This window comes from Pseudoalteromonas shioyasakiensis (genome assembly GCF_022398475.1).
Lineage (GTDB): Bacteria > Pseudomonadota > Gammaproteobacteria > Enterobacterales > Alteromonadaceae > Pseudoalteromonas.
Genome location: NZ_JAKEVM010000051.1, coordinates 1 through 26879 on the forward strand (window position 1 = coordinate 1; position 26879 = coordinate 26879).

Genomic DNA, 26879 nt, shown 5'->3' on the forward strand with positions numbered 1-26879 from the left:
GAAGAAAAATTATGGCTCATGTTTCAACCCCTGTGTCGGCTGCTGCAAGCCAAGCAGATATGCCTAAGCAGCACTTTGCGCTGGCATCATTGACCACATTATTTTTTATGTGGGGATTCATCACCTGTCTGAATGACATTTTAATCCCTTATTTAAAAGGTATGTTTTCACTTAACTATACGCAGGCTATGCTCATTCAATTTTGCTTCTTTGGTGCGTATTTTGTGATGTCGATCCCCGCTGGTAAGTTGGTCAGTCGTATTGGCTACCAATTTGGTATTGTGGTTGGCTTAGTGGTTGCAGCCATTGGTTGCGCGCTGTTTTACCCAGCTGCTGTTGCTCATGTGTATGAGTTATTTTTACTGGCTTTGTTTGTACTTGCCTCGGGTATCACGATTTTGCAAGTATCTGCTAACCCTTATGTAAGTGTTCTTGGTCCACAAAAAACAGCGTCTTCGCGTTTGACTATGACGCAGGCTTTTAATTCTTTAGGAACAACAGTCGCGCCAATTTTTGGTGGTTGGTTAATTCTATCTGAAATTAGCCAAGCTACAGCAGAGGAAGTGAAACTCCCTTATTTAATGTTGTCGTTAACCTTACTTGTGCTTGCCGTTATCTTTGCGTTTTTGAAATTGCCAAAATTAGGTAAAGAAAGTGATAGCGAAGCCGCACACCAAGATTTAGAAGACTTTGTTGATTTAGGCAGTGTTTGGCGCTATCGCCACCTAATTCTAGGTGCTGTTGGTATTTTTGTGTATGTAGGCGCAGAGGTGGCAATTGGTAGCTTTTTAGTCGGCTTTTTGACCCTAGATAACATTGCGGGTTTACCAGAAAACGAAGCCGCTCATTATATTAGCTACTATTTTGCAGGAGCCATGGTTGGTCGTTTTATTGGCGCAGTGGTAATGCAAAAATTTAATGCAGGTAAGGTGTTAGCATGTCATGGCTTATTGGCTGTTTTACTGGTTGTGATTGCTATGACTGGAGAGGGCAGCCTGGCTATGTGGGCAATTCTGCTTGTGGGTTTATGTAACTCGATTATGTTCCCAACCATTTTCAGTCTTGCTTTACACGGCCTTGGTAAGTACACATCAAAAGGTTCTGGTATTTTATGTTTAGCGATTGTAGGTGGTGCAATTATTCCATTACTACAAGGTGTGTTAGCCGATTCTATTGGCGTACAAATGGCGTTATTCTTACCTATCGCCTGTTATTTATATATTACTTACTTTGCGCTGGTTGGCTCAAAAGTATCGACTCAGACTCAGCAATCTTCATAGGTGTAAAAATGAAATTGAAAAAAACATTCACACTCTTCTCGTTAATGATGGCAGGCGCCAGCATGACAGCTTGCACTGGGCAAGATAAGGTTACCAACGTGAACGCTGAGCAAGAAATTTGGCCAAACATTGAAACGGGTATTGCTGCAAATCCAGAGATGGAAGCAAAAATTGCAAACATGCTGGCAAATATGACCCTTGAGCAAAAGATTGCGCAAATGATCCAGCCAGAAATCCGCGATATTACTGTTGAAGATATGCGTAAATACGGCTTTGGTTCTTACCTCAATGGCGGTGGCGCATTCCCTAATAATGATAAACATGCTAGTGCTGCAGATTGGATTGATCTTGCTGAAAAAATGTATCAAGCCTCAATTGATGACTCGCTCGATGGTAGCTCAATTCCGACTATGTGGGGCACCGATGCCGTGCATGGTCACAATAATGTTATTGGTGCGACACTATTCCCTCATAATATTGGTTTAGGTGCAACAAACAACCCTGAGTTAATCGAAAAAATTGCCGCCGCTACTGCGCAAGAAGTGATGGTAACAGGCATCGATTGGGTATTCGCGCCTACGGTTGCGGTTGTTCGTGACGACCGTTGGGGCCGTACTTATGAAGGTTATTCTGAAGATCCTGAAATTGTGAAAGCATATTCGGCAGCCATTGTTAAAGGATTGCAAGGTGCAGTTGATGACGACTTTTTATCTGATAAGCGCGTGATAAGTACCGTGAAACACTTTTTAGGTGATGGCGGCACAGAAGGCGGTGATGACCAAGGTAATAACACAGCATCTGAGCAAGAGTTATTTGATATTCATGCGCAAGGTTATGTAGGCGGCTTAGGTGCTGGAGCACAAACTGTAATGGCGTCATTTAACAGCTGGAACGGTGAAAAAATTCATGGCAGTAAATATCTTCTTACCGACGTACTAAAAGGCAAAATGGGCTTTGATGGTTTTGTTGTTGGTGACTGGAACGGCCATGGTCAAATTCCGGGTTGTACTAATGGCAACTGCGCGCAAGCAGCAAATGCCGGTCTTGATGTGTACATGGTGCCAACAGATGCATGGAAACCTCTTTATGAAAATCTTATCAAACAAGTTAAAAGTGGCGAAATTGCTCAAAGCCGCATCGATGATGCAGTAACACGTATCTTACGTGTAAAAATGCGCGCAGGTTTGTTTGATAAGCCAAGCCCCGCTAAGCGTCCGCTGTCAGGTAAAACGGAGATCATTGGTAGTGCAGAACATCGCGCAGTTGCAAAACAGGCAGTCCGTGAATCACTGGTTCTTCTGAAAAATAAACAACAGTTGTTACCGCTATCAGCAAATTCAAACGTATTAGTTGCCGGTCAAGGTGCTGATAACATTGGTATGCAGTCAGGTGGTTGGACAATCACTTGGCAGGGTACAGGCAACGAAAATAGCGACTTCCCTGGTGGCTCTTCAATTTTTGATGGTATCAAAAATACCGTTGAGCAAGCCGGTGGCCAGGTTCAATACAATGTGAATGGCGAATTTGAAACTAAGCCAGATGTAGCGATTGTGGTGTTCGGTGAGCAGCCTTATGCAGAAGGTAATGGTGATTTAGATAACCTTGAATACCAACGCGGTAATAAAACTGATTTAGCCCTGCTTAAAAAGCTAAAAGATGCTGATATTCCTGTGGTGTCACTATTTATTAGTGGTCGCCCAATGTGGGTGAATGCAGAGCTGAATGCCAGTGATGCGTTTGTCGCAACTTGGTTACCAGGCAGTGAAGGTGATGCAATCAGCGATGTTATTTTTAAAAAGCAAGATGGTTCTATCAATCATGACTTTAAAGGTAAGTTATCGTTCTCATGGCCAAATAACCCTGTAGGTAACCAAAACCGTGGTGATAAAGATTACGCGCCACTATTGCCTTATGGCTTTGGTTTAACTTACCAAGATAAAAACACATTAGCGGATAACCTTAGCGAAAAATCACAAGTCGCGGCTAAATTAGAAGACTTAGTATTATTTGAACGTGCCGTAAAAGCACCGTGGTCACTGCAACTACAAAGTGGTTCTGAGCAACAAGCCATGACCAGTAGCCGTGCAGCACTTAACGCTGTTAGCGTAAAAACCTTTGATAAAGACGTGCAAGAAGATGCGCGTGCAATCACTTTTAACGGTAAAGAAGCGGCTGCGGTTCGTTTAATGGCGGCGTTCCCATCGGATTTACGTTCATACGTTGAAAAAGCGGGTCAACTGCAAATGCAAATTAAGGTAGACCAAGCTGCTGATGCGCCGCTAATGCTGGGTATGCAATGTGGTGAAAACTGTGACGGCCAATTTGATATTAGCAAACAGCTTAAAGCAGCAAATGATTGGCAAACGCTAACCGTGGATTTGAGCTGCTTTGCAGAGCAAGGTGTGCAGCTTGGGCAAGTATTCTCGCCTTGGCAATTAGCCACTGAAGGTTCATGGCAAGTCTCAATTGCTAAACTATCAGTAACGAGCGCGCACACCGAGGACGCAACAGTCTCATGTCTGTAAAATCGTATGCTGTTATTTTGCTAACAGGTGCGCTTAGTGCCTGTCAGCAAACCCCAGCGCCTGTCAAAGCCAGCCTAGGAGAAGGCTGGCAGTTAGTTTGGCAAGACGAATTTTCGCAAAATGATCTCGACCTAACTAAGTGGCAACACGAAGTAAATTGTCGAGGTGGCGGTAATGATGAGCTGCAATGCTATACCGCGCGTAGCGAAAACAGTTTTGTTAAAGATGGCATATTGCATATTGTTGCTCGCCAAGAGCAATACACTGGGCCATTGCATAATAGCGATGAAGTGAGTAGCGATGCTGAGCGAGAAAAACAAGCGACTCAGCCGTTCACTTCTGCACGTTTACGCACTAAAAACTTAGCTGATTGGCGATACGGGCGTTTTGAAATTCGCGCTAAATTACCAGCAGGGCAAGGTGCGTGGCCAGCAATTTGGATGTTACCGACTGATTGGCGTTATGGTCGCTGGGCATCATCAGGCGAAATAGACATCATGGAAGCAGTTAATTTAAAGACTCTCACTGATGACAAAACAGCGCCAGCTGGCAGCCTTGAAACGCGGGTACACGGCACCTTGCATTACGGTGGTCCTGCACCCAAAAATGTTTACAGCGGTACGCCGTACCGTTTCAGCGAAGCTAATAACCCGGCTGATAACTTTCATGTTTATGCCCTTGAATGGCAGCAAGATGAAATTCGTTGGTATGTTGATGATGTTCACTATGCGACATTTCGCCACGACCAGTGGTATTCAACATCACAACAACAAGACGGCTCGTTTATAGAAAATACCGGCTTTGCTCCGTTTGATCAGCGTTTTTATTTACTGCTTAACTTTGCAGTAGGCGGAAACTGGCCAGCAAATGTGAATGATAAAGGCGTTGATTTTTCCGGTTATCCTAAGCAAATGCTGGTGGATTACGTACGTGTTTTTCAATGTAGTAAAAATAGTGAGACAGGTATCGGCTGTGCAACAAAGCAGCCATCAGCAGTACAAATAAAGGGTAAGACCAATCCGCAATAGTACTTAATTAAGCGGATTGCTATAAGTGAATTATGAACCAAGAGCCTGCAGATGCTTCGCCGAACTCGTTGCATCCGCTGGCTTTTGGTTCATTCTATCGGTTGAGCTTTTGTAGTAATAGCTGCCTTACTCTTCTGGCCGTTAGTTCGTCGATATCCGCTAATATCCCTTGCGCAGGCTCAGCAACGTGGCTTGCTAAATCCACATCATCAGCAAACACATAATGATTAAAGAGTTGCTGCCATTTCTGTTTATGCTCGTTTGGCAAGTCTTTAATTGCCAGCATACTGTGCAGCATGGCATCAAATGGGTTTGCTAAATACTCTGGGGCTTGTCGCCACCAATAGTTCACCAACACATTAAACGGACTGGTTGCGCTAACCTGATGCCACCAAAGCGCTGGAATATAAATAGCATCGCCAGGGCCAAGAGTTGCCGATTGCGCCTTTGCTATAGCCTCTTTAAAGCGTGGAAAGCGTCTGAAATCGGGGTTATTAAAATCAACCAAGCTAACCGCTTGCCCAGCGGGTGTAAATTCGAGTGGACCAACGTAAAGATTATTGACCTGATCAGTTGGCAATAGAGTAAACGTACGCTCACCTGCAGCAACACAAGCTAGGTTATCGGCGTTGTCATAGTGAGCCGCAATCTGACTATGATTTCCCACCCAGAGGCTGGTTAGGCAGTTATAGTCGGTCACTGTTAATGGGTTTTTAACACTAAAGCCCGGAGCGCAATACTCCACAGCAGTAGAGCCCATATACAGTGAATCACTGTCGGTTTGTGTGAGTGTTAGTGCTAATTTTTGCAGCACAGAAAGTAGGTTATCGGCGTGCTGTGAAAAATTAAGCCCCGAGAAATCAGCGTTATAAAAATAGCGTCCCTGATGAATTGCTTGGCTGCTAAAACTGCGTACTGGGGCGGTATTAGCAAGCCCTAAAAGATAGTCTAAGGCGTTTTTAGAACCTTGTTTAGCGGCAATGACTTGGGGCCAATTAGCGCAGAGATCTCTGATGACCAGTGGCTCAGTTAGCTCAGCTAAAAACGCTTTTAGATCAGTAATGCTTGAAGCCTGGCATTCTTTTATTGGTGCAGCCGCAAACATTACTGTTGAGCCCATTTTTTATTAAGCAAATGAGGAATGTGCTCCATTGATGCCAGCACCATATAAACAGCTTGTAGGTCACCTTGCTGTTGTAACTGCTTAAGTTGTTCAGCGGTTAAGCCATTGAGTACCTGTTGGTTAATAGTATAAAAGCCGCTCACTGTGACTTTTTCGCCATTTTTATCTGCATATTCAAGACTAAAAGCTTCGAGTAGATTAACGCTAAGCAAACGCTCAAAAAACTGATTAATTGTTTGGTGTTCTTGATGTAACGCGTTAAGTACTTGAGCAATATGATTTAAGTATTCGCTATTTCCACCATGTTCAAGGAAGATTGCTTCGCCATCACGTGTACTTATGCGTGGGCTGTCTAAATCAATATGTACCACCAGAGATTGCTCAGGAATACCATTGTTATACTGGGTTTGTTGGCCAATTAAAAATGGCTGGCGCTGCATACTTAGTGGTAAGTAACTCAGTTGTAATTCGCCTTGCTCGTTTAGCAGCAAGTTCTCGCCATTTTCAAAACCAAATAAAGCGAGGGCTTCGAATTGACCTGTTTGCGGGTGCTTACGAAATACGATAGGTTGATTTGCTTGAACTTTAGCAAACTCACTTGGAAATACGGTAGCGCAGCTAATATTGTCGCCCCAGTTAGCACCGCGTGTGGTGATCACTTTTAGGTCTTTATGGCTGATGTTATCAAGTAAGACATGATTGGCCATTGGGCCTCCTAATACTGAGATTAAATAGGTTGTATACCAAATTGCTGAATATGATTTAACAGCTCGCGGTTAGTGGGTAGTTGTTGTAATCCGCGTTTGGCTTGTTGTTGGTTAGCACTAAAATGCTCAATAATTGCCGCTGGCATTGCAAGTACAGGAAATTGTGGCAATTGCTTCATTCCATAAAGTACATACTGATAACTGGCTGCAGAGAAGACCTCTTGAGCGCGGTCAAAGTCGTTTAACCACGGACTTTGATATTGCCAAAGTGCTAAGTTTTCTTGAAGTTGCAGAGGGATTGAGTTTGCCTCTTTATGGGCTTGCCAATAGGGGCTAGTGCGCTTTGACAACACATAATGCAGCTTTAAAAATTCAATGATACGTTGCCAGCGATAATGGCACTGCTCATCAAACCGCTTTGCCAGTGTCGGCATTGCAGCACGATGTGTTGGGAAATTAGCAAGTAAGTTATTCAGGCCAAGCTCCACCATGACTAACGCTGAGGCTTCAAGTGGTTCAATAAAGCCTGCAGACATACCAATAGCTAAACAGTTTTTATACCAAAAACGGCGTCTATAGCCGGGCGTAAAACTGATTTCACGAAATGTCAGTTCATTTTGCGCGGTGCCGGGCTGGGTTTTTGCAATGTAGTGGCTAAGCGCTTGTTTCGCATCTTCGCTGCTGGCAAAACGACTTGAGTACACCATACCTAGACCACGGCGGCTTTGTAAGCCGATATCCCAAATCCAACCGGCATTTTGCGCAGTGGCTTTGGTATAAGAAAGGATCTCTTGCTGCGGGTTTAAATAGGGCACCTGTACGGCAACGGCTCGATCGTTAAATAACACATCGTGTTGCTCAATTAGCTCTATCCCGTAATGTTGATGTAACAGCTTTGCGTGGGTGCCAGAGCAATCAATAAATAAATCACCCGCAATAGTGCCATGCTCGCGGGTTTGCAATGAACTAATATAGCCATCTTCATCACTATTGATACTTTCAACATGACTGACGATATGCTCAACGTTTAGATTGGTCGTGCAGTGCTGTTGTAGCAGCATGGCAAACTTACCGGCATCTAAATGATAGCCATAGTTTGCTTCACCTTGATAGGCGCTATGCAAGTGGTTTTTCGGTGCTTTATGGTGATCGCATAAGTAGGTTTGGCTTGCCACTGCGTGGCTGAAACTCACGGCATCTTTGTTGGCAAACCAGTAAGGTGCAATATTTAATTGCTGATATGCCACCGGTAAGCTGAACGGGTGGTAATAATGTGCGTCGCCTTCATCGTCGCACCAGCCATCAAAGCGTGAGCCTTGTTTAAAAGATGCATCACAGCGTTGAATAAATTCACTTTCGCTAATGCCGATGGTTTTTAAGGTTTGTCGCATGGTTGGCCAAGTACCTTCACCGACACCAATGGTGGCAATATCGGGCGACTCAATCAGGGTGATCTGTGCGTTGTGAGTTAAATGGGGCTGGGCAGCAATTAAACCTGCAGACAACCAACCTGCAGTTCCACCACCTAAAATGACGACTTTTTTTACTTCATTCTTTTGCATGTTTAAGGCCATCTCAAATGCTATGTAGACAAACTAGCATAAATACGAAAAAAAAAGCCGCTGTTGAGCGGCTTTTTTGACAACAAAATGCTAGAACGAGTAGCGGAAGCCGATGTTGTAGCGCGCACCGTATTGGTTTGCACGTAACAGCTGCTCAGAGTAACGAACGTAAGTACGTTGCGTTTCATCAGTCAGGTTTAGACCTTCAACAAACACCGTTAGGTTCTCATTAACAGAATAGTTCACGTTGATATCCCACTGGCCATAAGACTCAGTAAAGATAGGTGAAGCATGTTGGTCAAAGCCAGTTAAGAACTCATCACGCCAGTTATAAGAAATACGAGCCGATAAACCATTTAAATCATAAATCGCAGAGAAGTTAGCTGAATCACTTAAACCCGGTAGGGCAAATTGATAGCCGATAGCATCTCGGTCTGCTTCAACATCACCAAATACGAATGTCGCGTTAGCGGCAATACCAAAGCCTGTTTCACCAAACATATGTTGCGCTGCTAGTTCCCAGCCCCATAGGTTTGCTGTTTCAACGTTGTTATCACGCGATACGAAGAAGCTTGCCAGTGGATCTGTATCGTTACCAACGATAGGCGTGCCTTCTTCTGTGCCTTGGTTTTCGTTGATCTTATCGTGAATAGCTTGGTCAGATGGTTGCTCACCCGCTGCTGCTAAATCTTCACGCGCTTGCTCTGCACGATCACCAATAAATGGGTCTGTAATACCGTCAATCGTTTCTTCGGTTGTGATATTTACAAGGAAGTTATCAACTTGCTTACGGTAGTAACCAGCAGACACATAGCTGCCTTCACCGTAGTAGTATTCAAGTGACAGGTCGATATTATCTGAAGTATAAGGTTTTAAGTTCGGGTTACCCACAGCCACTTTACGTTGACCCACTTTCGGGTTACCTAAGAATGACGTTGTTGAGCGAAGCGCGCCAACAGGAGGACGAGCAAGGCTGCGGCTGTAAGAGAAACGTGCAATAACGTCTTCAACTACTTCGATGTTCATATCAATGCTAGGTAAAAACTCTTTGCTGCTACCTTCACCGTTTGAGAATGAACGTTCATCAGCGTAAATGTAAGACCATTCGTTACCGTTAACCCACTCCATTGCAACAGCAGGACGCTCTAAGCTGTTTGCTGTAACATCTGTTGATTCGTAACGTAAACCCGCAGTGATGTTCACTGGCATACCGTTAAATTCTGTTTCGAAGTTAGCTTGTGCGTATACCGCAGTTGTTTCTTCGCTTACACGGTGATCGTCATCGATTGGACCCGCTTGCACCATGCCGTTTACATCAGCAGGCCAGCTACATGCGCCAATACCGCCATCTGGGTGATCACAGTCAATACTTTCGGCAATCGCGACAATGTCATCAAAATCAGCATCGTAGTAGTAATTCAATAGCTTATCACTACCACCACCAGAGAAGCCATCAAGTAAACCTGAGCTATCGACACGAGTGAACATGCTGTCATCGTACCAATCCGCAGAGTTTAACCACCAACCAGCAGCAAGCTGACCTGAGTAGGCTGTTGTTGTACGGAAATCAATTTTTGTGTGTGATACGCCAAAGTTAATGCTTGATAGGGCGCCGCTGTCTTCGTTATACCACGTACCTTTTAGCTGATATTGGTCAAGATCGTTGGTGTTAGTGTCTTTGTTTACACCGGCGAAAAGGGTCCCCATGTCGCTCGGTAAAATTTCTGCTTGGCCATTGGTTAATGTCATATCGATAAGCGGAATTTCGCCTTTGCTGAAGTCAGCCATTTTTTCGTCGATATTAACTGTTGGGTTCTCACACCATGAACATGATGTGTTACCAATAATCATAAACGCATCATGGCCGATACCCACACCGGCACTTTCAGCTGATGAGTTGTGAGCATCAAACTCGATGTTTAAATTGTCTGTTACCTGCCAATCAATGTTTAAACCAAGTGATTTATTTTCGTTAGTTGTTGCACCGCGATTTAAGTTTGTTGAGTAGTCACCACCAATTTCAGTTACTTGCGTGTAAGTACCGTTTTCATTGATAGTTGCTGCGCTAACGTTACCACCATTGTTGAACCACACACCAAAGCTACGGCCATCTTTTTCAAAATCTAGCTTTGAGTAAGTGTAATCAACGGTTGCAGTAATGCGGTCATTCGGTGCGTATTGCAGCACAAGTTGACCATTGGTACGTTTACGTGAATTGTCTGAAAACGCATAACCAGCATTTTGCGGATACCAGGTTGCGCCATCAGCGCGTTGGTTGTTATCTGTCAGTGCTAAATCAGGAGACGATGAAATATCAACATTTGGGATCCAGTTATCAACCGCCATTGATTGTTCGCGGTTGTCACGCTCTTGAACTGAGCCTGAAATTAAAATACCGAATTTGTCATCGTTGAATGTATTGCTGTAGATACCTGATAACTCAGGCGTTACATCATCACCTGTTTCGTTTGATGTGTCGTGAACTGCTTTTGCACCAATCGAAGCGTGTAAACCAGGGTTAGAAAGAGGTTTAGCTGTGGTGATATTAACTGTTGCACCAATACCACCGCTAGGGATATCAGAACGCGCTGTTTTATATACTTCAACACCGCTTACACTTTCTGTTGCGATGTCGCCAAAATCAAATGAACGACCGCCAGTTGTTGGCATTTGGCGATTGTTAAGGGTTACTAAGTTAAATTCAGGACCAAAACCACGAACCGTAATTTTGCTACCTTCACCATTACTACGGTCAATAGACACACCGGTAATACGTTGTAAAGATTCAGCTAGGTTGGTATCAGGGAATTTACCAATGTCTTCAGAGGTAATTGCATCTACAACACCCGCAGATTGACGTTTGATATCCATTGATTTTACTAGGCTTCCGCGAATACCTGATACTTGTATTACTTCAATATCACTTGCTTTGTCGGGCTGTTCTTCGGCGACAGCTGAGTGAGGAACTAGCGCGCTTAGACCCATTGCCATAGACAGGCTAATAGCAAGCTGCTTTTTCTTGAAAAGTGTGTGGTTCATGCAAATCTCCAGATTTGGTTTTATTTTATGTTGTTGTCTATTTTTGTAAGCGCTTACATTTTCTTTCAAAAAAAATCGCCGAACCCGATTTTATAAATGTAACCGCTTACATTAAGTTATTAGAAAGTAAAACAATCGTCAACATAAATAACGGTTTAAGATCAGAGGTAATATCTATGTTTATGTTATTATGGGAAATATTTCATCAAAAACTTTCTATTTTTTAGGTACAAAGGCAACGTCTTTCAGCTAAAATTAGAAAATGAGAGTTTTTTACATTTGTTAAAACAAGAGGTATTTTCGTGCAATCAGTGAAATGGAATGAAGGTCTGTTTACCCCAAGCAAAATCATTTGTGTTGGCCGTAATTATGCAGCGCATATTGCAGAGCTAAATAACGAAACGCCTACAAATATGGTGCTGTTTGCAAAACCAAATAGTGCTATCACCGATTCTCTCAATAGTGAACACTTAGGTGAGGCACTCCACTTCGAAACTGAGCTTTGTTTTTTAGTTAAAAATAAGCAACTGGCTGCGGTCGGGCTAGGGCTTGATTTAACCAAGCGAGGCCTACAAAGCACGCTTAAAGAAAAAGGCCTACCTTGGGAGCGCGCAAAAGCATTTAATGGTTCTGCGCTTTTTACTGAGTTTGTTGTCGTTAATTCCAACTTACACTATCAATTTAGTCTAAAGATTGATGGTAAAGACACTCAACTAGGCGATACAAAGTTAATGCTGCATAACGCAGAGCAAATCTTAGCTGAAATCAGTGAATTTATGGACCTAGAAGATGGCGACATCATTATGACTGGCACGCCTGAAGGAGTAGGGAAGGTTGTCGCTAATTCAACCTTTGCTGTAACACTTATGGATGGTCAGCAGGAGTTGTTATCTCATCAATGGCAGGCTCTTTAAGCGGGTCTAAAATGTAGCGCTGATAATACGATGAAAACTCAGGAAAGCTTTGTTTGAGCCAAACTCGTTGGCTTTGCTGGTATCTCTCACTTGGTAATACCTTGTTTTTCAGTGCTTCATTAATTTCTGCTAGCACTTTTTCGGCATAATTATTAGGTGCGCTTGTCGAGCAGCCTATGGCACCAAAAACCACATTCTGGGCTGGGTTAACAATAGTAAGCTTTTGAATATTCTTTTGGTGTTGTTGGTTGTAATAATCAGCTACAAATGGGTAATCAATGGTGTAATCAATGTAGCCATGCTCTAGCTGTGATAGCAAAGCAAAATTTGGACTACTGCCATTACCACTTAGTGCTGCACTTTCGTAAAGCTTGGTATTTTTCGCTATCTTATCCAATTTACTGCCAAATTTACGTGCATCGTTTTGACCATAAATAAAGTTGGCATCTGTGAATAAAGAAATCAGTGATACAGGATTACCGTGTTTTTGCTTAATTTTTAGTGTTTTTTCTTCGGTACTTAATACGCTAAACGGGGGGTACACTGTGGTTGGGATTGAGTAAGTAGCACGGTTGGTTTTTTTATCACGATGGATCATACATGCATAGCATGCCATATGTCCGTCATCGAGATATTTACTGCCACGTTTTTGCGGCAACATCACTTTGCTGTGGTTAATGTCAGGTAATGCTTCAATCAACATATCGGTAATTTCATTGCATAGCCCACCATGAGAGGTGGTGCTACTTTTCTCGATAAAGAATGGCTTACCATCATTTTCAAGCCAGGTAATAGAGAGCTGGTCGGAGGCATGAGTAATTGGGGCTAGCAACATCCCTGCAACCACACATAATACTTGTTTTATGTATTTACTCATTAACAACCTACATAGTGAAATGTTATGAATAACTATACACCAAAGTATGGGTAAACTTGTAGGTGGAACGGAAAAATGATGAATTAGTGTTAGTGAGCCTACTGAGGGTAGACTCACTTATACTTTCGAAGATTAACTAGAAAGGCATAGGATAGCGGGTAAATACGTCAGCGATTTTATCGTTGGCTTCATCGCTTAATTGCACTGAGAAAGCATCGATATTTTCTTTTAACTGCGCCATTGATGTTGCCCCAATAATTGTTGAGCTTACTCCATCCACTTGATCACACCAAGCCAATGCAAGTTGTGAAGGTGTTAAATTAAAGGCGTTAGCAATTTCAACATATTCAGCAATCGCAGCCCGTGATTGTGCTGTGTCTCTAAATAGGCCATTACGTTGCACTAGCGTCCAACGGCTACCTTCAGGGCGAGCACCATTTAAGTACTTACCGCTTAACATGCCGCCACCTAGCGGTGACCAAGGTAGGTAAGCAATATCTTCATGAATACATTGTTCAATCAAATACGGCCAATCTTTGGCGTGCAGTAGACTAAATTCGTTTTGAATCGATACCATACGCGGAAGGTTATGCTGTTCACTTAAACGCAAGTACTGGCTGATGCCCCAAGGAGTATCGTCTGATAAACCACAGTGCTTAATTTTACCAGCCTTGATACAGTCATTCAGACCTTCAAGAATATCTAACATGCCAGCAATATTTTGCTCAGTGTCAGCCTCAGAGAAGCACACTTTACCTGGCCACTGTTTACCAAAGTGCGGTGATGTACGGTTAGGCCAATGTAATTGGTATAAATCGATAACCTCAGTTTGTAAGCGCTTAAGAGATGCATCAACGGCTTCAACCACTGCTTGGCGAGTAATATCGCCTGCATCGCGTACCCAAGGTAAGCCGTTACCCGCAATTTTAGTGGCAATGACAAGATCATCGCGTTTGTCTTTATTACGCGCTAACCAATTACCGATGATCTCTTCTGTCTTACCGTAGGTGTCTGGAGAAGGGGGAACGGCATACATTTCGGCAGTATCAATAAAGTTAACGCCTTTATCTAATGCATAGGCGATTTGTTCATCGGCATCGGCTTGGTTGTTTTGCATACCCCATGTCATGCTACCTAAGCAGACACGAGATACTTCAATACCACTTCGACCAAGTGGGCTATAAAGCATAATAGATCCTTGTTAATCGCTAGAATGGGCTCTAAGTGCAGTTAATAACTCATCATTTAACTGAGCTTTTTTACCCGTTTTAAAATTAAACATAACCACTTGTGATGAGCCAATGGTTGTTACTGCGTCCTGGCTTTCACTAAATACAGTGTAATGCATCATAAAACGATCTTGTTCAATGTCACTAATCTTTACACCAACATGCACAGTATCAGGAAATGTTACAGGGCGTTTATAGCGGGCATTGTTTTCGCTGATCACCGGACCAACACCTGTTACTTGTAAATCTTTAAGGAAACCCAGTTGAGTAAAGAAATCGATACGGGCTGTTTCAAAGTAGCGAAAATACACCACATTATTGACGTGCTGCAGGGCATCCATTTCACCCCATGCAACATTAATTTTTGTTCTGATAGGGTGTTGTTCTATAAACGATTGCATAGTAAATCTTCGTTGATTGTGAGAAAACTTAGGTTAGCAATATGCTGCTTTTAGCTCAAGGAAATTAGAAAACTCAGTAGATTGTGCTAGATTTATAAGTTCACGCTTACGTAAAGTGTGAGCAAAATGAACACACATTAAAGGACCTTAATTATGCAGCAACTAACCTTGAGGGTGATAAAGTGGATTGCACTTTTCATCTTGCTAGCTCTAGCTTTGCTCTGTTATAGCATGGGCACAATGTCAGGATTTATCGCTTTAATTGTCGTGGGCTTGTTATTCGAAGCCGCGTTTTGGTTATTTGGTTCACGGCTTATTAGCCGTAAAAAACCAAACCAACAAACAAGCCAAACCTCTTAGCTTGCACTCTCAGGAAGTTTAAATATAATAACTGTATATATAAACAGTTGTTGTATTCCTGATGAAAAAATTCATTCACATCGATATGGACTGCTTTTATGCAGCCGTTGAGATGCGTGATAACCCCGCGCTTGCCAATGTGCCACTGGCTATAGGTGGTAATAGTCGTCGCGGGGTGCTTTCAACTGCTAATTATATTGCCCGTAAATATGGTGTGCGCTCGGCGATGTCGAACTATCACGCCAAACAACTGTGCCCCGATCTGGTTATCGTTCCCGGACGAATGCAGGTTTATAAAGAAATCTCCACGCAAATTCGCGCCATTTTTGCAAAGTACACCGACCTTATTGAGCCGTTATCGTTAGATGAAGCCTACCTTGATGTAACCGACAGTACTGCGTGCAAAGGCAGTGCAACACTGATGGCGGAGCAAATCCGCCAAGAAATCTATGACACCACCGGACTAACAGCCTCAGCAGGCGTCGCGCCAATTAAGTTTATTGCCAAAATTGCCAGCGATGAAAACAAGCCTAATGGTCAGTTTGTGGTATTGCCCGATCAAGTTGATGACTTTTTGGCGAGTTTACCGCTTGGCAAAATCCCTGGCGTTGGCAAGGTGACATTAGAAAAGCTGCAACTTAAAGGGCTTTACACAGGGGCTGATGTGCGCGCGAAAGGGGTAAATTGGATGCAGCAGCATATTGGTAATTTTGGCGTGTCTTTATATCAAAAGTGTGCAGGCGAGTATGTTGGCAAAGTGTCAACTGAGCGAGTACGAAAGTCGCTCAGTGTTGAGCACACCTATGAATACAACAAAAATAATTTAGATGAGTGTTTAAGCCAGTTACCCCGCTTGATGGATGAATTAACTCGCCGTCTTGATAAACAGCAATTAAACAACCGCATCAATAAGTTATCGGTGAAGGTCAAGTTTGCCAATTTTGTCGTGACCAGTGCCGATCAAAGCCACCATCAATTAGACGAACGCATTTTTACTGAGTTAATGAGTAAAGCTTATGAGCGAGGTAACGACCAGCCAGTGCGCCTGTTAGGAATAGGTGTCGGAATAAAGAGTCAGGCTCACGAGCATTTTCAGCTAAGTATATTAGACTAAAGGTTAACACCTTGGTGCTTGAAAGTTTGTTAGTGTCTAATTGGGGTGCTAGGCCAGCCTAGTTCAACACCTTAGACAACATTATAACTTAATAAGAGAGATGACTATGCAATCGGTCGTAATCGTGCTGCTCGGAATAGTCGGTATGTTGTTCGGATGGTTCTTTTATTCGAAATTCATCGCCGAAAAAATATTTAAAATGGATGATAATTTTGTCACACCCGCTCATGAACTTGAGGATGGTGTGGATTATGTGCCAACTAACAAAGTTGTGTTATGGGGCCACCATTTCACCTCTGTTGCAGGTGCTGCGCCAATTGTTGGCCCTGCCATTGCCGTATATTGGGGCTGGGTGCCTGCGGTACTGTGGGTGGTATTTGGTACTATCTTTTTTGCTGGTGTTCACGACATGGGCGCTCTATGGGCCAGTGCGCGTAACAAAGGCAAATCAATGGGCGCTTTGTCTGAAAGCGTAATTGGTAAACGCACCCGTGCATTATTTATGATTGTGGTGTTCTTAGTACTATTGATGGTGAATGCGGTATTTGGTGTGGTGATTGCCAAATCATTTGTATCGCAACCTAACGCGGTATTCCCTGCTTGGTCAGCGATTGTTGTGGCCTTAGTTATTGGCCAGTTACTACGCCGTAAAGTGTCGTTAATTCCGCTTTGTTTAGTTGGTGTGGGAATTCTTTATTACACCATTTACCTTGGTAGTGGTATGCCAATTTCATTACCTGATGAAATGTTTGGTCTAAGTGCGAATGCGAACTGGATCATCATCTTATTTATCTACGCAGCCATTGCTTCATTATTGCCTGTGTGGATGCTGTTACAGCCTCGCGACTTCATCAACGGTATGCAGTTATTAGTGGGATTAGTACTGCTTTATGGTGCGGTGTTTGTGTCAATGCCGGATATCACAGCCCCTGCGTTTAATACTCAAACTGCGGTAGATACACCAAGTATTATTCCATTGCTATTTGTGACCATAGCCTGTGGTGCGGTATCGGGTTTCCACGGTATTGTGTCTTCAGGTACCAGCTCTAAGCAGTTGAACAAAGAAACTGATGGTCGCTTTGTGGGTTACTTAGGTGCGGTAGGTGAAGGTATGCTTGCGCTTATTACACTAGTTGCAGTAAGTGGTGTTGCACTTGCAGTATCACCTGAAGAATGGCACGAAATTTACAGTCACTTAGGCGCCGGTAGTGTGAGTGCCTTTATTAATGGTGGCGCAAACTTAATTGAAAGTGGTTGGGGTATCTCACAAGAGGTGGCATCAACCTTACTTGCCGTAATGGTGGTCTTGTTTGCGGGGACTACGATGGACTCTGGCGTGCGCCTGCAGCGTTATATCATTCAAGAGTGGGGTGATATTTATAATATCAGCATCATTCGTAATGGTATTGTAGCTACACTCATTGCAGTACTTAGCTGTTTACTGCTTGCTTTTGGTGCTGGTGGCGCTGACGGTAGCGGCGGTATGATCATTTGGCCATTATTCGGTTCGACTAACCAAATCTTAGCAAGCTTAACCCTACTGGTTATCTCGGTAATGCTTATTAAAGCGAATCGCCCGGCTAAATACACCTTGATCCCAATGAGTTTTGTATTAGTTATGGCGTTCTTTGCTGGGGTTATTAAACTGGGCGAGTACTATCAACAAGGTAACTGGTTACTGGTGACACTTGATTTGTTAGTACTGGTTGTGAGCGTACTGGTTATGCTTGAAGCTTGGTCTGTAATTGTTAAGCATCGTAAAGACTCAGCACACATTACAGAGCAGTAAACTTAGCTTGCCAGCCATATCGTAAGCTGTCTTACTTGGCTGGCAATAGCGCTCTAAATCAATGATAATAAGGTCCTATGTTTCTAACAGCAGGACCTTTTTTATGGCATACCCTCATGCAGTTGCAGCCCCGCAATTAGCGGATGCAAATCACGATGCATTGATTATTATCGGTGATGATTTTTCTTCTTTAGCAGATGCAAGCTTAAGCCAAGCTATTAGCGCTCAACAAGCTGTAGACGCACGTATTGGCAAACAAGTGACATTACTTGTTATTGATTCTAAACGCGTTATTTTAGCGCCTACAGGCCCTCTAAATCGTGATTATGATGATGTACGTCGTTACTTTGATGCAGCGAAGCAAGGTGTACTAGAGGCGAAAGCATCGGGTAGCACTCAGCCTGCAATTTTACTTGCTAACGTAAATCAAGATAGCCGTTACAAGCATGCCCTTGAAGTGGCTTATTTAGGTGCTTGCCAAGCGCTTTGGCAACCACTTGAGGCACGTGAGTTCCACGGCCAAGCGATTGAACCAATTAGCCAAATTAGCCTAGTGGGTGCAGATGAGGCAATGAGCAAAGCGCTTAATGCTATTGCTGCTGGTCAATACGCTGCACGTGATTTATGTGGTACAGAACCTGAGCGTATGGCACCACCACGTTTTGCTGATTACTGCGTTGAGTTATTTGCGGGTAGCAAGGTGTCTGTTGAAGTGATTTCAGATATCAACACTATCGATAAAGATTACCCAATGATGAGCACCGTAGCGCGCGCATCTTACGCTGTTGAGCGTCATCACCCACGTGTTGTGAAACTAGAATACGTGCCTGAAGGCGACGTTGAGCGTACCTTAATGTTTGTTGGTAAAGGTTTAGTTTACGATACCGGTGGTGCAGACCTTAAAGTGGGTGGCTTTATGGCAGGTATGAGCCGCGATAAAGGCGGTGCAGCTTCTGTTGCTGGCTTTATGAAATCAGTGGCTGACTTTGCACCAAAAGGCGTTAAAGTGATTGCTTACTTGGCCGTAGTTCGTAACTCAATTGGTTCTGATTGTTTTGTTCCTGATGAAATCATTACCAGCCGTGAAGGTGTACGTGTACGTATCGGTAATACCGATGCTGAAGGCCGTTTAGCAATGGGTGACCTATTAAGCGAAATGAAAGATCGTGCTTTAAACGAAGTAAATCCAGAGCTATTTACTGTTGCAACACTAACAGGCCACGCAGCACGTGCGATGGGCCCTTACAGTGCGTATGTTGAAAATGGTCCAGCTCGCGCAGCGAAAATTTCGCGCCAAATTGCTGACTTAGGCGATTTATGGGCAGATGGCGCCGAAGTATCTCGTAGCCGTCGTGAAGATTATGACTTCATTCGTCCTCGCACGTTAGCTGACGATGTTTTATCAAGTAACAATGCTGCTTCTGCAGTGACAGCTCGTGGTCACCAGTTCCCAATGGCATTCTTAGCGATTGTTGGTGGTTTAGATAAACATGGTACTGAATCAGCGCAACCATTACCGTATGTTCATATGGACATCGCAGGTAGCGGCGTAGAAGGCGGTGATTGGCAACATGGTAAGCCTACCGCAGCAACAGTAAGCAGCTTATTCGCTCGTTATTGTTTATAAGCTAAAAGCTATAAGTTTTTAGTTTGAAAAGCCCCGCACAGTAGTGCGGGGCTTTTTTGTGGCGTTAATCGAGCTTGAAGCGGTTAACGACATCACTTAACGCTTGTGAGCTTTGCTTTAAGTTTTCACTGGCGGTCGAAAGCCCTTCGGTATTCGACAGTGATTGCTCAGTTGATTGTGAAAGCTCATTAATCCGTAAATTAACCTCATCTGCTGCGCTAGTTTGTTGCTCGGTAGCGCGGGCGATTTGGCTGTTCATATCTTTAATAATAGAGACAAGTCGCTCAATCTCACTCAGCGAGCTATTTGCTTCACCTGCTTGTGAAACCGTTTCAGTTGATAACTGTTGGCTTGCCGATACAGCATCAACAGCAGCTTGTGCGCCAGTTTGTAGTTTACTGATCATGGCTTGAATTTCGTCGGTACTTTTACCTGTACGGCTTGCTAATGTACGCACTTCGTCAGCCACTACGGCAAAGCCTCGCCCTTGTTCACCAGCACGAGCCGCTTCAATGGCAGCATTGAGTGCCAGTAAGTTGGTCTGCTCAGCAATGCTACGGATAACATCAAGTACTGAGCCTATGTTGTTACTCTCTGCAGCAAGATCCGCCGTTACCTTACTCACTTGTTCAATATTATGCGACAGGGTCTCAATGGCGGTGATGGTCTTGTTGAGAACCTGCTTGCCCGCTTCGGCATTTTGCGCCGCTTCATTGGCGGCATGCTCTGCTTGGTCGGCATTTTGACTAACATCGTGAATTTGATGAGTCATCTGTTCCATTGCGGTTGCAACTTGAGTCGAGCTGTCGTTCTGTAGCTCAATAAAAGAGTGATTTGTTTTACTCGCATCATCAACGCTATGGGCAAACTGATTTACTTGCTCTGCATTGTGGGCAACATGTTTGAGTGACTCACGCATTTTTGCGGTGTACAAGTTAAAGTAGCGCGATAGACGAGATACTTCATCATTACCATTTTCATCAAGCTTTTGGGTTAAATCGCCTTCCCCTTGCGAGATGTCTTTCATCATGTTTGCGGCAAGTTGGGTCGGGCGAAGAATGCTATTGGCAATTAGGTAGCTTAGCGCAACCAGTAGGGCAATGATCACTACCGCGGTAATAATCACATGGTTACGTAGCGAAGAGAATGCCTCTTCAATAGTATCAATATAGACACCAGAACCTACAATCCATTGCCATTTATCAAAGCCTTTTACGTAGGCAATTTTATCAACAGGCTTATCTTTACCTGGCTTTGGCCACTTGTAGGGAATAAAACCTTTACCTTGTTTTTTGACGATATTAACCATATCGACAAATAACAACACGCCATCTGGATCTTTACTGCCCGCTAGTGATTTACCATTTAATTCGGGCTTAAATGGGTGCATGACCATCACGGGTTGATAATCGTTGATCCAAAAGTAATTGCTGTTGTCGTAACGAAGTGCAGAAATTGTTTCGAGGGCTGCTTGTTTGGCTTGTTGCTCACTCAGCTTACCTTGCTCAAACAACTCATAATTATGCTCAATAATAGAGTAAGCAGACTCAACAAGGTTTTGGGTCTTAATGTATTGCTCTTGCTTTAGCGAGCTGTATTGCTGCGTTAAGCTCGAGACGCTCAAAAATATCAGCCCTATCACGACCACACTCACTAACATGGCGAGGCGCTGAAAAATTGTAAAACGGCGTAAATTCATGTGTATTCCTTCGTCATGCCCATAGGAGCAATGTATTAAGCGTAGCTAAAATAGGTCGAAAATCTAGTTAAATAGTAGAATACATTGAGACAAAAAAAAGGCTGATTTAACAATCAGCCTTTAGTCTAAGTCACCGAAATTAAACGTGATTACTCAACGTTAAAGTGTCGGTTGAAGAAACTTGTGATGGTTTGGTGTAAGTGCGTTTGTACGCTCTTGCCACGTAAACTGTGTTTTGAACCCGGGTAAGTCATCATTTCGAACTGCTTTTCTTGATCTTGCAGTTGTTTGAATAACTTTGTGGCGTGAGTGAATAACACGTTATCATCTGCCATACCGTGGTAAATCATCAGTGGGCCTTTTAAGCCTTCGGCATATGGGAAAACTGCACTTGCTTCGTAACCTTTCGCGTTAGTTGCAGGGTGACCTACATAACGCTCAGTGTAGTGAGTATCGTAAAGTGCCCAATCAGTTACTGGCGCACCAGAAACACCGGCTTTGAAGTAGTCGCCCGCTTTAAACATAGTCATAAGCGCCATGTAACCACCGTAGCTGTGGCCATAAATACCAATACGTTCAGGGTCAACGTAATCAAGGGTGCGTAAGAACTCGACACCTTTAATTTGGTCTGCCACTTCAGCAACACCTAAGTGCTTATAAATCACGTCTTCAAACTTTTTACCACGGTTGTATGAACCACGGTTATCAAGTTGGAAAATAACATAGCCTTGTTGTGCCATGTACTGGAAGTATAAGTTTTTACTTCGCCAGCTGTTCGTTACGCGCTGAGCATGAGGTCCGCCATAAACGTTAACAATAACTGGGTGCTTTTTACCATCTTGGTAATTAGTTGGCTTGAATAAACGGTAATGCATGATTTGCCCGTCTTCAGCCGTTAGTGTGCCGTATTCTGGGGTGATCAAATCAGCTAGGTAAGGCGTTAATGGGTGTGACTTATCTAACTTGTTTTCTTCAAGCCAAGTGATAAATTCGCCATTAATTTTACGTAATGCTGCTGAGCCTGGCTTATTCACTGAAGAGCTGTTATCGATAAAGGTTTTGTTATCTTTAGCAATCACCACATTGTGGTAAGCACCTAGCTCTGTTACGCGTTTAATTTCGCCTTTTTTGAATAGCGGTACGCTGTAAAGGTGGCTTTCAAGGGCAGTGTCTTTTCGACCTGCAAAATAAACGATGCCTTTTTTCTCATCGATACCTTTTAAGCTATCAACAACCCATTCACCTTGGGTGATTTGACGGAGCATTTCACCGTTTGTGCGGTATAAATAAAGGTGTTTAAAACCGTCGCGCTCAGATGCCCAAACGAAATGTTTTTTATCGTTTAAGAACTGCAAATCAAAGTGCAGGTTAATCCAAGTATCACTGGTTTCTGTTAGGGCAACGGTTTGCTTTTTCGTTTCGCTATTATAAAAACGTAACTCTAAGTTATGTTGCGAGCGGTCTTGCCACTGATAAGAAAGCGTTTTGTTATCTTTTAACCATTTTGCGCGAGCGATATAAATATCTTGCTCGTCGCCTAAATCAACCCAGTCAGTTTTTTGATTGTTGATGCTCACAACACCTAACTGAATTTTAACATTGTCGGTACCCGTAAACGGGTAGCGTTGATTAAATAGCTTTACTTCATCCGCGTAAATCTCATTGCGGATCGCTTCTTTTACTGGGCTTTCATCAACACGGGTATAAGCGATTTTAGACTCATCACCAGACCACCAGTAGCCAGTCATACGGCCCATTTCTTCTTGCGCAACAAATTCGGCCATACCGTTTTTAATAACGCCGCCACCATCTTTACTTAATTGGATTTCTTGACCCGTTTTTAAGTTAAGTGCATACAAGTTTTGCTCACGAATAAACGACACAAAGTGCCCTTTAGGTGAGAAACGTGCATCGGTTTCAAATGCTTCTGTGTCGGTTAATTTGCGGCTTTTAGCTGAAGCAAGCTCATAATAGTATAGGTCGCCATTAAGTGGGAATAAAAGCGCTTTACCATCTTTAGACCATTTATATTCTAAGATCCCTTTACCAAAAATACGCTGGCGCTCACGGCGTGCTTTTTCTTCGTCAGATAAGTTTTCTGGACCAGAAAATAGCGCAGCAGAGTCAACTAATAAGCGGTTTTTGTTATCTTTTAAGTTGTATTCCCATAAGTCGTAACGGTTGTAATCATCGGTTTTACCTTGCAGGTAAGTAACACGACTTCCGTCTGGAGAGAATTTAAGTTGTACAGGCGCTTTGCCTGCTAAGCTTGGATCGTCAAAAATACGCTCAAGAGTAAGAGGTTCAGCGGTCACACTGAATGCTGTTGCCACCACTGGCAAAGCAAGTGAGAGAGATTTAATTTTTTTTAGCACAGGAGTACCTTCGCTCGAATAAAAACTGCCACGATGGTAATGGTAAGCTTAGGCAACTGCAACAAAATGCTATAAAGTAGGGATTGTTTACCCAATATCAAAGGATTTATTGATGAAAAATACTGATACGCCGTTTTCTTTGGCCCCAGAACTACAACGCGACTGCATTGAGCTTGCTGATTGGCCATTGTGTAAAGTATTGCTGATGAATGATAGCCAATACCCTTGGTTTATTTTAGTGCCAAGAGTCGCTGGCGTTAAAGAGATAATCGACCTTTCTGAAGAGCTACAAATTACCTTATTACAAGAGTCGGGCAAACTGAGTAAATTATTACAACAGGTATTCAACCCAGACAAACTCAATGTAGCAGCACTAGGGAATATGGTACCGCAATTACATGTTCATCATATTGCGCGTTTTACAACTGATGCAGCTTGGCCAACACCAATCTGGGGTAAATTACCAGCAGTACCTTATAGCGACGAACAAATTGCCGCATTAAAAGCGCACTTTTAAACTGTTTGTTCTAGCAAGATTGGACTAAGCTAAATGGATGATGCACGAAGGGGTACAGAATAAATGAAACACACAGTGTTTGCCGTGTTGCTTATTCTGAGCTCTTTTTCATGTGTGGCTAAAAGTTATTACTTTGTTGGTAGCCACTTTCCAGCGATTTTAGAGCAGGACCAACAAGGCACAGTGGTTGGCTTAGGTGCCGATATTGCCCACGAAATTTGCAGGCGTTTAGGGCATGAGTTGGTAATTGATATCATGCCACTAAAACGCGCTCTAAAAATGGTAGAGCAAGGTCAGGCAGATGCCATTATCGGCCCTTACAAATCCATTATACGTCAGCAGTATATGCAATTTAGTGACTTGCCCTTTTACGAAGACCCGATTGTTTTATATACCAAAAAGAACAATGATGTGACTTGGGTTGGAAACTTTGCCAGTGTACGAAAAGATATTATTGGTACCATTCGAGGTTGGAACTATGGTCCTGAATTTAAGCGTAACGAGGCAAATTTATCGCTATCTGAAGTGGGTAATGTGCGGGCTAGTTTTTTACAATTGATGCATAACCGAGTTGACTTAATTCTTACCCATCCACGGGCTGCAAAGCCTGTCATCGACAGTTTAGATATAGCAGATAAAGTGATTATGTTATCGCCGCCGGTGACGGTTAATCAGGGCTACTATGGCTTTAGTAAACAACGCGAACTCGATGAATTTATTGATGCTTTTAATGGCGAGTTTCAAAAAATGCTGATCAACGGGGATATTGTAGAATTGAATTCTAAATACGGCCTCAATTTTGTTGCACACTAGCTATGCTTTAGTAGATTTCAGGCAATAAAAAACGCTGCAATTGCAGCGTTTTTTATTAAAGGAGAATAAGGCTTAAAGACCTAATACTTCTTTACCTTGTTTGAAAGTAACATCAACAGGGATATTAGCTTGGCTTAGTTTTTCTAAGTCTTTAGCTAGTTCAGCTTTGATTTCGCCATGAGTTGCGATTAGCTGATCAACTTTTTGGTAATCACCGTCACCTTGAATAGTAAGGATTAGGTTAGATAGTTTCTCCATTGCTTGGCTCATTTTCTCCATGTTAACGCTGTATAAGCCGTCAGCATTTTTAGAGAATGCACCTTCTTCAGCGAAGAAGTTAAAGCGGATCATGTTCGCTTTACCGTGTGCGCTTGATGCACCAAAACGCACAGAGCGGAAGATACCAGCCATAAAAGTGATGTAGTAATCTTCTAATGTGCCCTCTGTGATCTCGTCTTTCTTAAGCAATTGTTCAACCATGTAAAGACCTAAGATATCCGCTTTACCTTCTTCAAGGGCACTTGCATGCTCTTGCAATGATTGGCGAACAGTTCCTTTACCAGTAATGGTGTTTTTAATACCTAAACCGTGCGCTACTTCGTGGAACATAGTGTTTGCGAAGAAAGCATCAAAGGTAATGTGTTTACGCTGCTCAGGAACAATTAGCTGCTCTGAAATTGGCACTAAGATTTTATCGAATTTAGCGCGCATTGCGTTTTTAAGCTGTAATCGACGTGTGCCTTTTTCCAGTTGTACTTGTTCATCATTTGGCAGGTTGATAGCAATTGTTTTACTACCTGCATTTGAGTGGCCTGCGTAATAAACAACATCATAAGCATTAAGGTCAGCATCAGAGCCTGGGACTTCTTGCTTGTATTTTTCGTCTACAGGTAAACCTTTTTGTAGCTCAGGTAAGAAAGCGGCAAATTTAGCTAACCGCTCGCTCCATGCTAAATCTTTAATTAATACATAAGATTCATACGCTGCACGGTAACCAAATAATTGATCTTCATAGGTTTCGATAGGGCCAATAACCACGTCAATTGGGTTATTTTTCATATCCATCCACGCAAAATCAGATGGTTGGAAGTCATCACTTACTAGTGCGTCTGCGCGCATGCTTAGGTAGTTAGCAAACTCTTTATCATCAGCCAGTTTACTTGCTTCGCGTAATAAATTAGCTGCTTTTTCTAGTTCTTGTGCGTACTCAACCGAGTAAGCCACGCTATAAAGAAGGCCTTTTTCATCGCGCTTGATTACCGAGTAAAGACCGGTTTTGTCATCCACGGTTGCGTTGTTTAATTCTTCTTTAGTGATATCGCTCGGGTAAAATTCAGCGCCTAAAGGCTTTTCTTCATAGCCTGACAAGAATACTTGGTCACCGTTTAAGCGATCCCAAGGGCCGTAGTTGATATCTGCAAACTTCTGAACTTTTTCATCATTAATTTTTGCTAAGAAAGCGTCTTTGCTCTCACCAAATGCTTGGCGCCAAAATAGCTCATCCATGATTTTTGAAGCATCGATTAACTTGCCAATCATTTGCTTCTGGTTATCGCTTAAGTGGCTAAGATCAGAAGTAAGCGTAAAGTCAGTGTAAATGTCTAAGCGGCTTTTCTCAGCATTGATAAGTTGTGGATTGTTTTGTTCAGTAGTTTGCTTTGTTTGCTCTGCAGCAGGCTTAGTTTGAGAAGTGGTAGCTTGCTGGTCAGAACATGCACCAAGGAAAACAGCACCTGATAAGATAAGTGCTTGGCTAATTTTATTTAATGTCATTTTTTTGCCCGTTAAAAAAGTGAGAGTCATTGCTTAGAAAACAAAAAGTCTATGCATTAAAGCAAACCTGACATATATATGGCAAGTTTACAGCACTAGAAGCAATATTTATTTATGAGTTAAGAAG

Annotated in this window: 19 protein-coding genes; 9 read left to right on the plus strand and 10 right to left on the minus strand. The window is 43.0% G+C overall.

All coding sequences use genetic code 11. The features are described 5' to 3' along the window. The first annotated feature begins 11 nt into the window (after window positions 1-11). Genes L1D51_RS10720 through L1D51_RS10730 form a run of 3 tightly spaced genes read left to right on the plus strand, consistent with a single transcriptional unit; the run spans window position 12 to window position 4833 of the window. A complete protein-coding gene (locus tag L1D51_RS10720) occupies window positions 12-1280 on the plus strand; it encodes a sugar MFS transporter (protein ID WP_054562688.1) in 1269 nt (422 codons plus the stop codon). 47 nt (window positions 1281-1327) lie between these two features. Next, window positions 1328-3805, plus strand: a complete 2478-nt coding sequence (locus L1D51_RS10725) for a glycoside hydrolase family 3 protein (RefSeq protein WP_425605540.1) — start codon at window positions 1328-1330, stop codon at window positions 3803-3805. Then, window positions 3796-4833 carry a glycoside hydrolase family 16 protein gene (locus L1D51_RS10730; protein ID WP_239963643.1) on the plus strand — a complete coding sequence of 346 codons (1038 nt, stop codon included), beginning with the start codon at window positions 3796-3798 and terminating at the stop codon, window positions 4831-4833. The genes L1D51_RS10725 and L1D51_RS10730 overlap by 10 nt, the downstream gene beginning before the upstream one ends. A 94-nt stretch (window positions 4834-4927) precedes the next feature. Here the strand turns inward: L1D51_RS10730 and L1D51_RS10735 are convergent, their stop codons facing one another. The 4 genes from L1D51_RS10735 to L1D51_RS10750 form a co-directional block, all read right to left on the minus strand. Beyond that, window positions 4928-5938 (minus strand): cupin-like domain-containing protein, encoded by a 1011-nt coding sequence (locus L1D51_RS10735; protein WP_239963644.1) that lies wholly within the window; start codon window positions 5936-5938, stop codon window positions 4928-4930. Next, window positions 5938-6663: a SapC family protein gene (locus L1D51_RS10740; protein WP_055197729.1), complete on the minus strand. Its 726-nt coding sequence runs from the start codon at window positions 6661-6663 to the stop codon at window positions 5938-5940. Before L1D51_RS10740 ends, L1D51_RS10735 begins: the two co-directional genes overlap by 1 nt. A 20-nt stretch (window positions 6664-6683) precedes the next feature. After that, a complete protein-coding gene (locus tag L1D51_RS10745; RefSeq protein WP_239963645.1) occupies window positions 6684-8225 on the minus strand; it encodes a tryptophan halogenase family protein in 1542 nt (513 codons plus the stop codon). 90 nt (window positions 8226-8315) lie between these two features. After that, a complete protein-coding gene (locus tag L1D51_RS10750; protein ID WP_239963646.1) occupies window positions 8316-11264 on the minus strand; it encodes a TonB-dependent receptor in 2949 nt (982 codons plus the stop codon). A gap of 302 nt (window positions 11265-11566) precedes the next feature. Here L1D51_RS10750 and L1D51_RS10755 point away from each other — a divergent pair, with 302 nt between their 5' ends. Next, entirely contained in the window at window positions 11567-12178 is a 612-nt protein-coding gene (locus L1D51_RS10755; RefSeq protein ID WP_239963647.1) for a fumarylacetoacetate hydrolase family protein, read from the plus strand. Here L1D51_RS10755 and L1D51_RS10760 read toward each other — a convergent pair. From L1D51_RS10760 to L1D51_RS10770, 3 genes are all read right to left on the minus strand, one after another. Continuing rightward, on the minus strand, window positions 12129-13055 hold the full coding sequence (locus L1D51_RS10760) for a hypothetical protein (RefSeq protein WP_055022153.1): 927 nt from the start codon (window positions 13053-13055) through the stop codon (window positions 12129-12131). The two genes, L1D51_RS10755 and L1D51_RS10760, sit on opposite strands and share 50 nt — an antisense overlap. A gap of 136 nt (window positions 13056-13191) precedes the next feature. Then, the gene (locus L1D51_RS10765; protein ID WP_054562680.1) at window positions 13192-14244 is read right to left on the minus strand and encodes an aldo/keto reductase; all 1053 of its coding nucleotides are present in this window, start codon (window positions 14242-14244) and stop codon (window positions 13192-13194) included. A gap of 12 nt (window positions 14245-14256) precedes the next feature. Further along, a complete protein-coding gene (locus tag L1D51_RS10770) occupies window positions 14257-14685 on the minus strand; it encodes an acyl-CoA thioesterase (protein WP_054562679.1) in 429 nt (142 codons plus the stop codon). 421 nt (window positions 14686-15106) lie between these two features. Between L1D51_RS10770 and dinB the strand changes: the two genes are divergently transcribed. The 3 genes from dinB (at window position 15107) to L1D51_RS10785 (ending at window position 19575) form a co-directional block, all read left to right on the plus strand. Continuing rightward, window positions 15107-16159 (plus strand): DNA polymerase IV, encoded by a 1053-nt coding sequence (gene dinB / locus L1D51_RS10775; RefSeq protein ID WP_055022000.1) that lies wholly within the window; start codon window positions 15107-15109, stop codon window positions 16157-16159. Between the two features lie 106 nt (window positions 16160-16265). Next, window positions 16266-17948, plus strand: coding sequence for a carbon starvation CstA family protein (locus L1D51_RS10780; protein ID WP_054552592.1), 1683 nt, complete (start codon window positions 16266-16268; stop codon window positions 17946-17948). Window positions 17949-18051: 103 nt separating this feature from the next. Next, the gene (locus L1D51_RS10785) at window positions 18052-19575 is read left to right on the plus strand and encodes a M17 family metallopeptidase (RefSeq protein ID WP_054552591.1); all 1524 of its coding nucleotides are present in this window, start codon (window positions 18052-18054) and stop codon (window positions 19573-19575) included. 64 nt (window positions 19576-19639) lie between these two features. Here the strand turns inward: L1D51_RS10785 and L1D51_RS10790 are convergent, their stop codons facing one another. Continuing rightward, window positions 19640-21274 (minus strand): methyl-accepting chemotaxis protein, encoded by a 1635-nt coding sequence (locus tag L1D51_RS10790; protein WP_054562676.1) that lies wholly within the window; start codon window positions 21272-21274, stop codon window positions 19640-19642. Window positions 21275-21423: 149 nt separating this feature from the next. Continuing rightward, a complete protein-coding gene (locus L1D51_RS10795; protein ID WP_239963648.1) occupies window positions 21424-23649 on the minus strand; it encodes a S9 family peptidase in 2226 nt (741 codons plus the stop codon). Window positions 23650-23761: 112 nt separating this feature from the next. Here L1D51_RS10795 and L1D51_RS10800 point away from each other — a divergent pair, with 112 nt between their 5' ends. Both L1D51_RS10800 and L1D51_RS10805 read left to right on the plus strand, forming a co-directional pair. Further along, complete coding sequence (locus L1D51_RS10800; protein ID WP_054562674.1) at window positions 23762-24166, plus strand: HIT domain-containing protein; 405 nt, start codon at window positions 23762-23764, stop codon at window positions 24164-24166. Window positions 24167-24229: 63 nt separating this feature from the next. Continuing rightward, the gene (locus tag L1D51_RS10805) at window positions 24230-24979 is read left to right on the plus strand and encodes a substrate-binding periplasmic protein (RefSeq protein ID WP_055021998.1); all 750 of its coding nucleotides are present in this window, start codon (window positions 24230-24232) and stop codon (window positions 24977-24979) included. Window positions 24980-25051: 72 nt separating this feature from the next. Here the strand turns inward: L1D51_RS10805 and L1D51_RS10810 are convergent, their stop codons facing one another. Then, window positions 25052-26752 (minus strand): dipeptidyl-peptidase 3 family protein, encoded by a 1701-nt coding sequence (locus L1D51_RS10810; RefSeq protein ID WP_239963649.1) that lies wholly within the window; start codon window positions 26750-26752, stop codon window positions 25052-25054. Window positions 26753-26879: the final 127 nt, after the last annotated feature.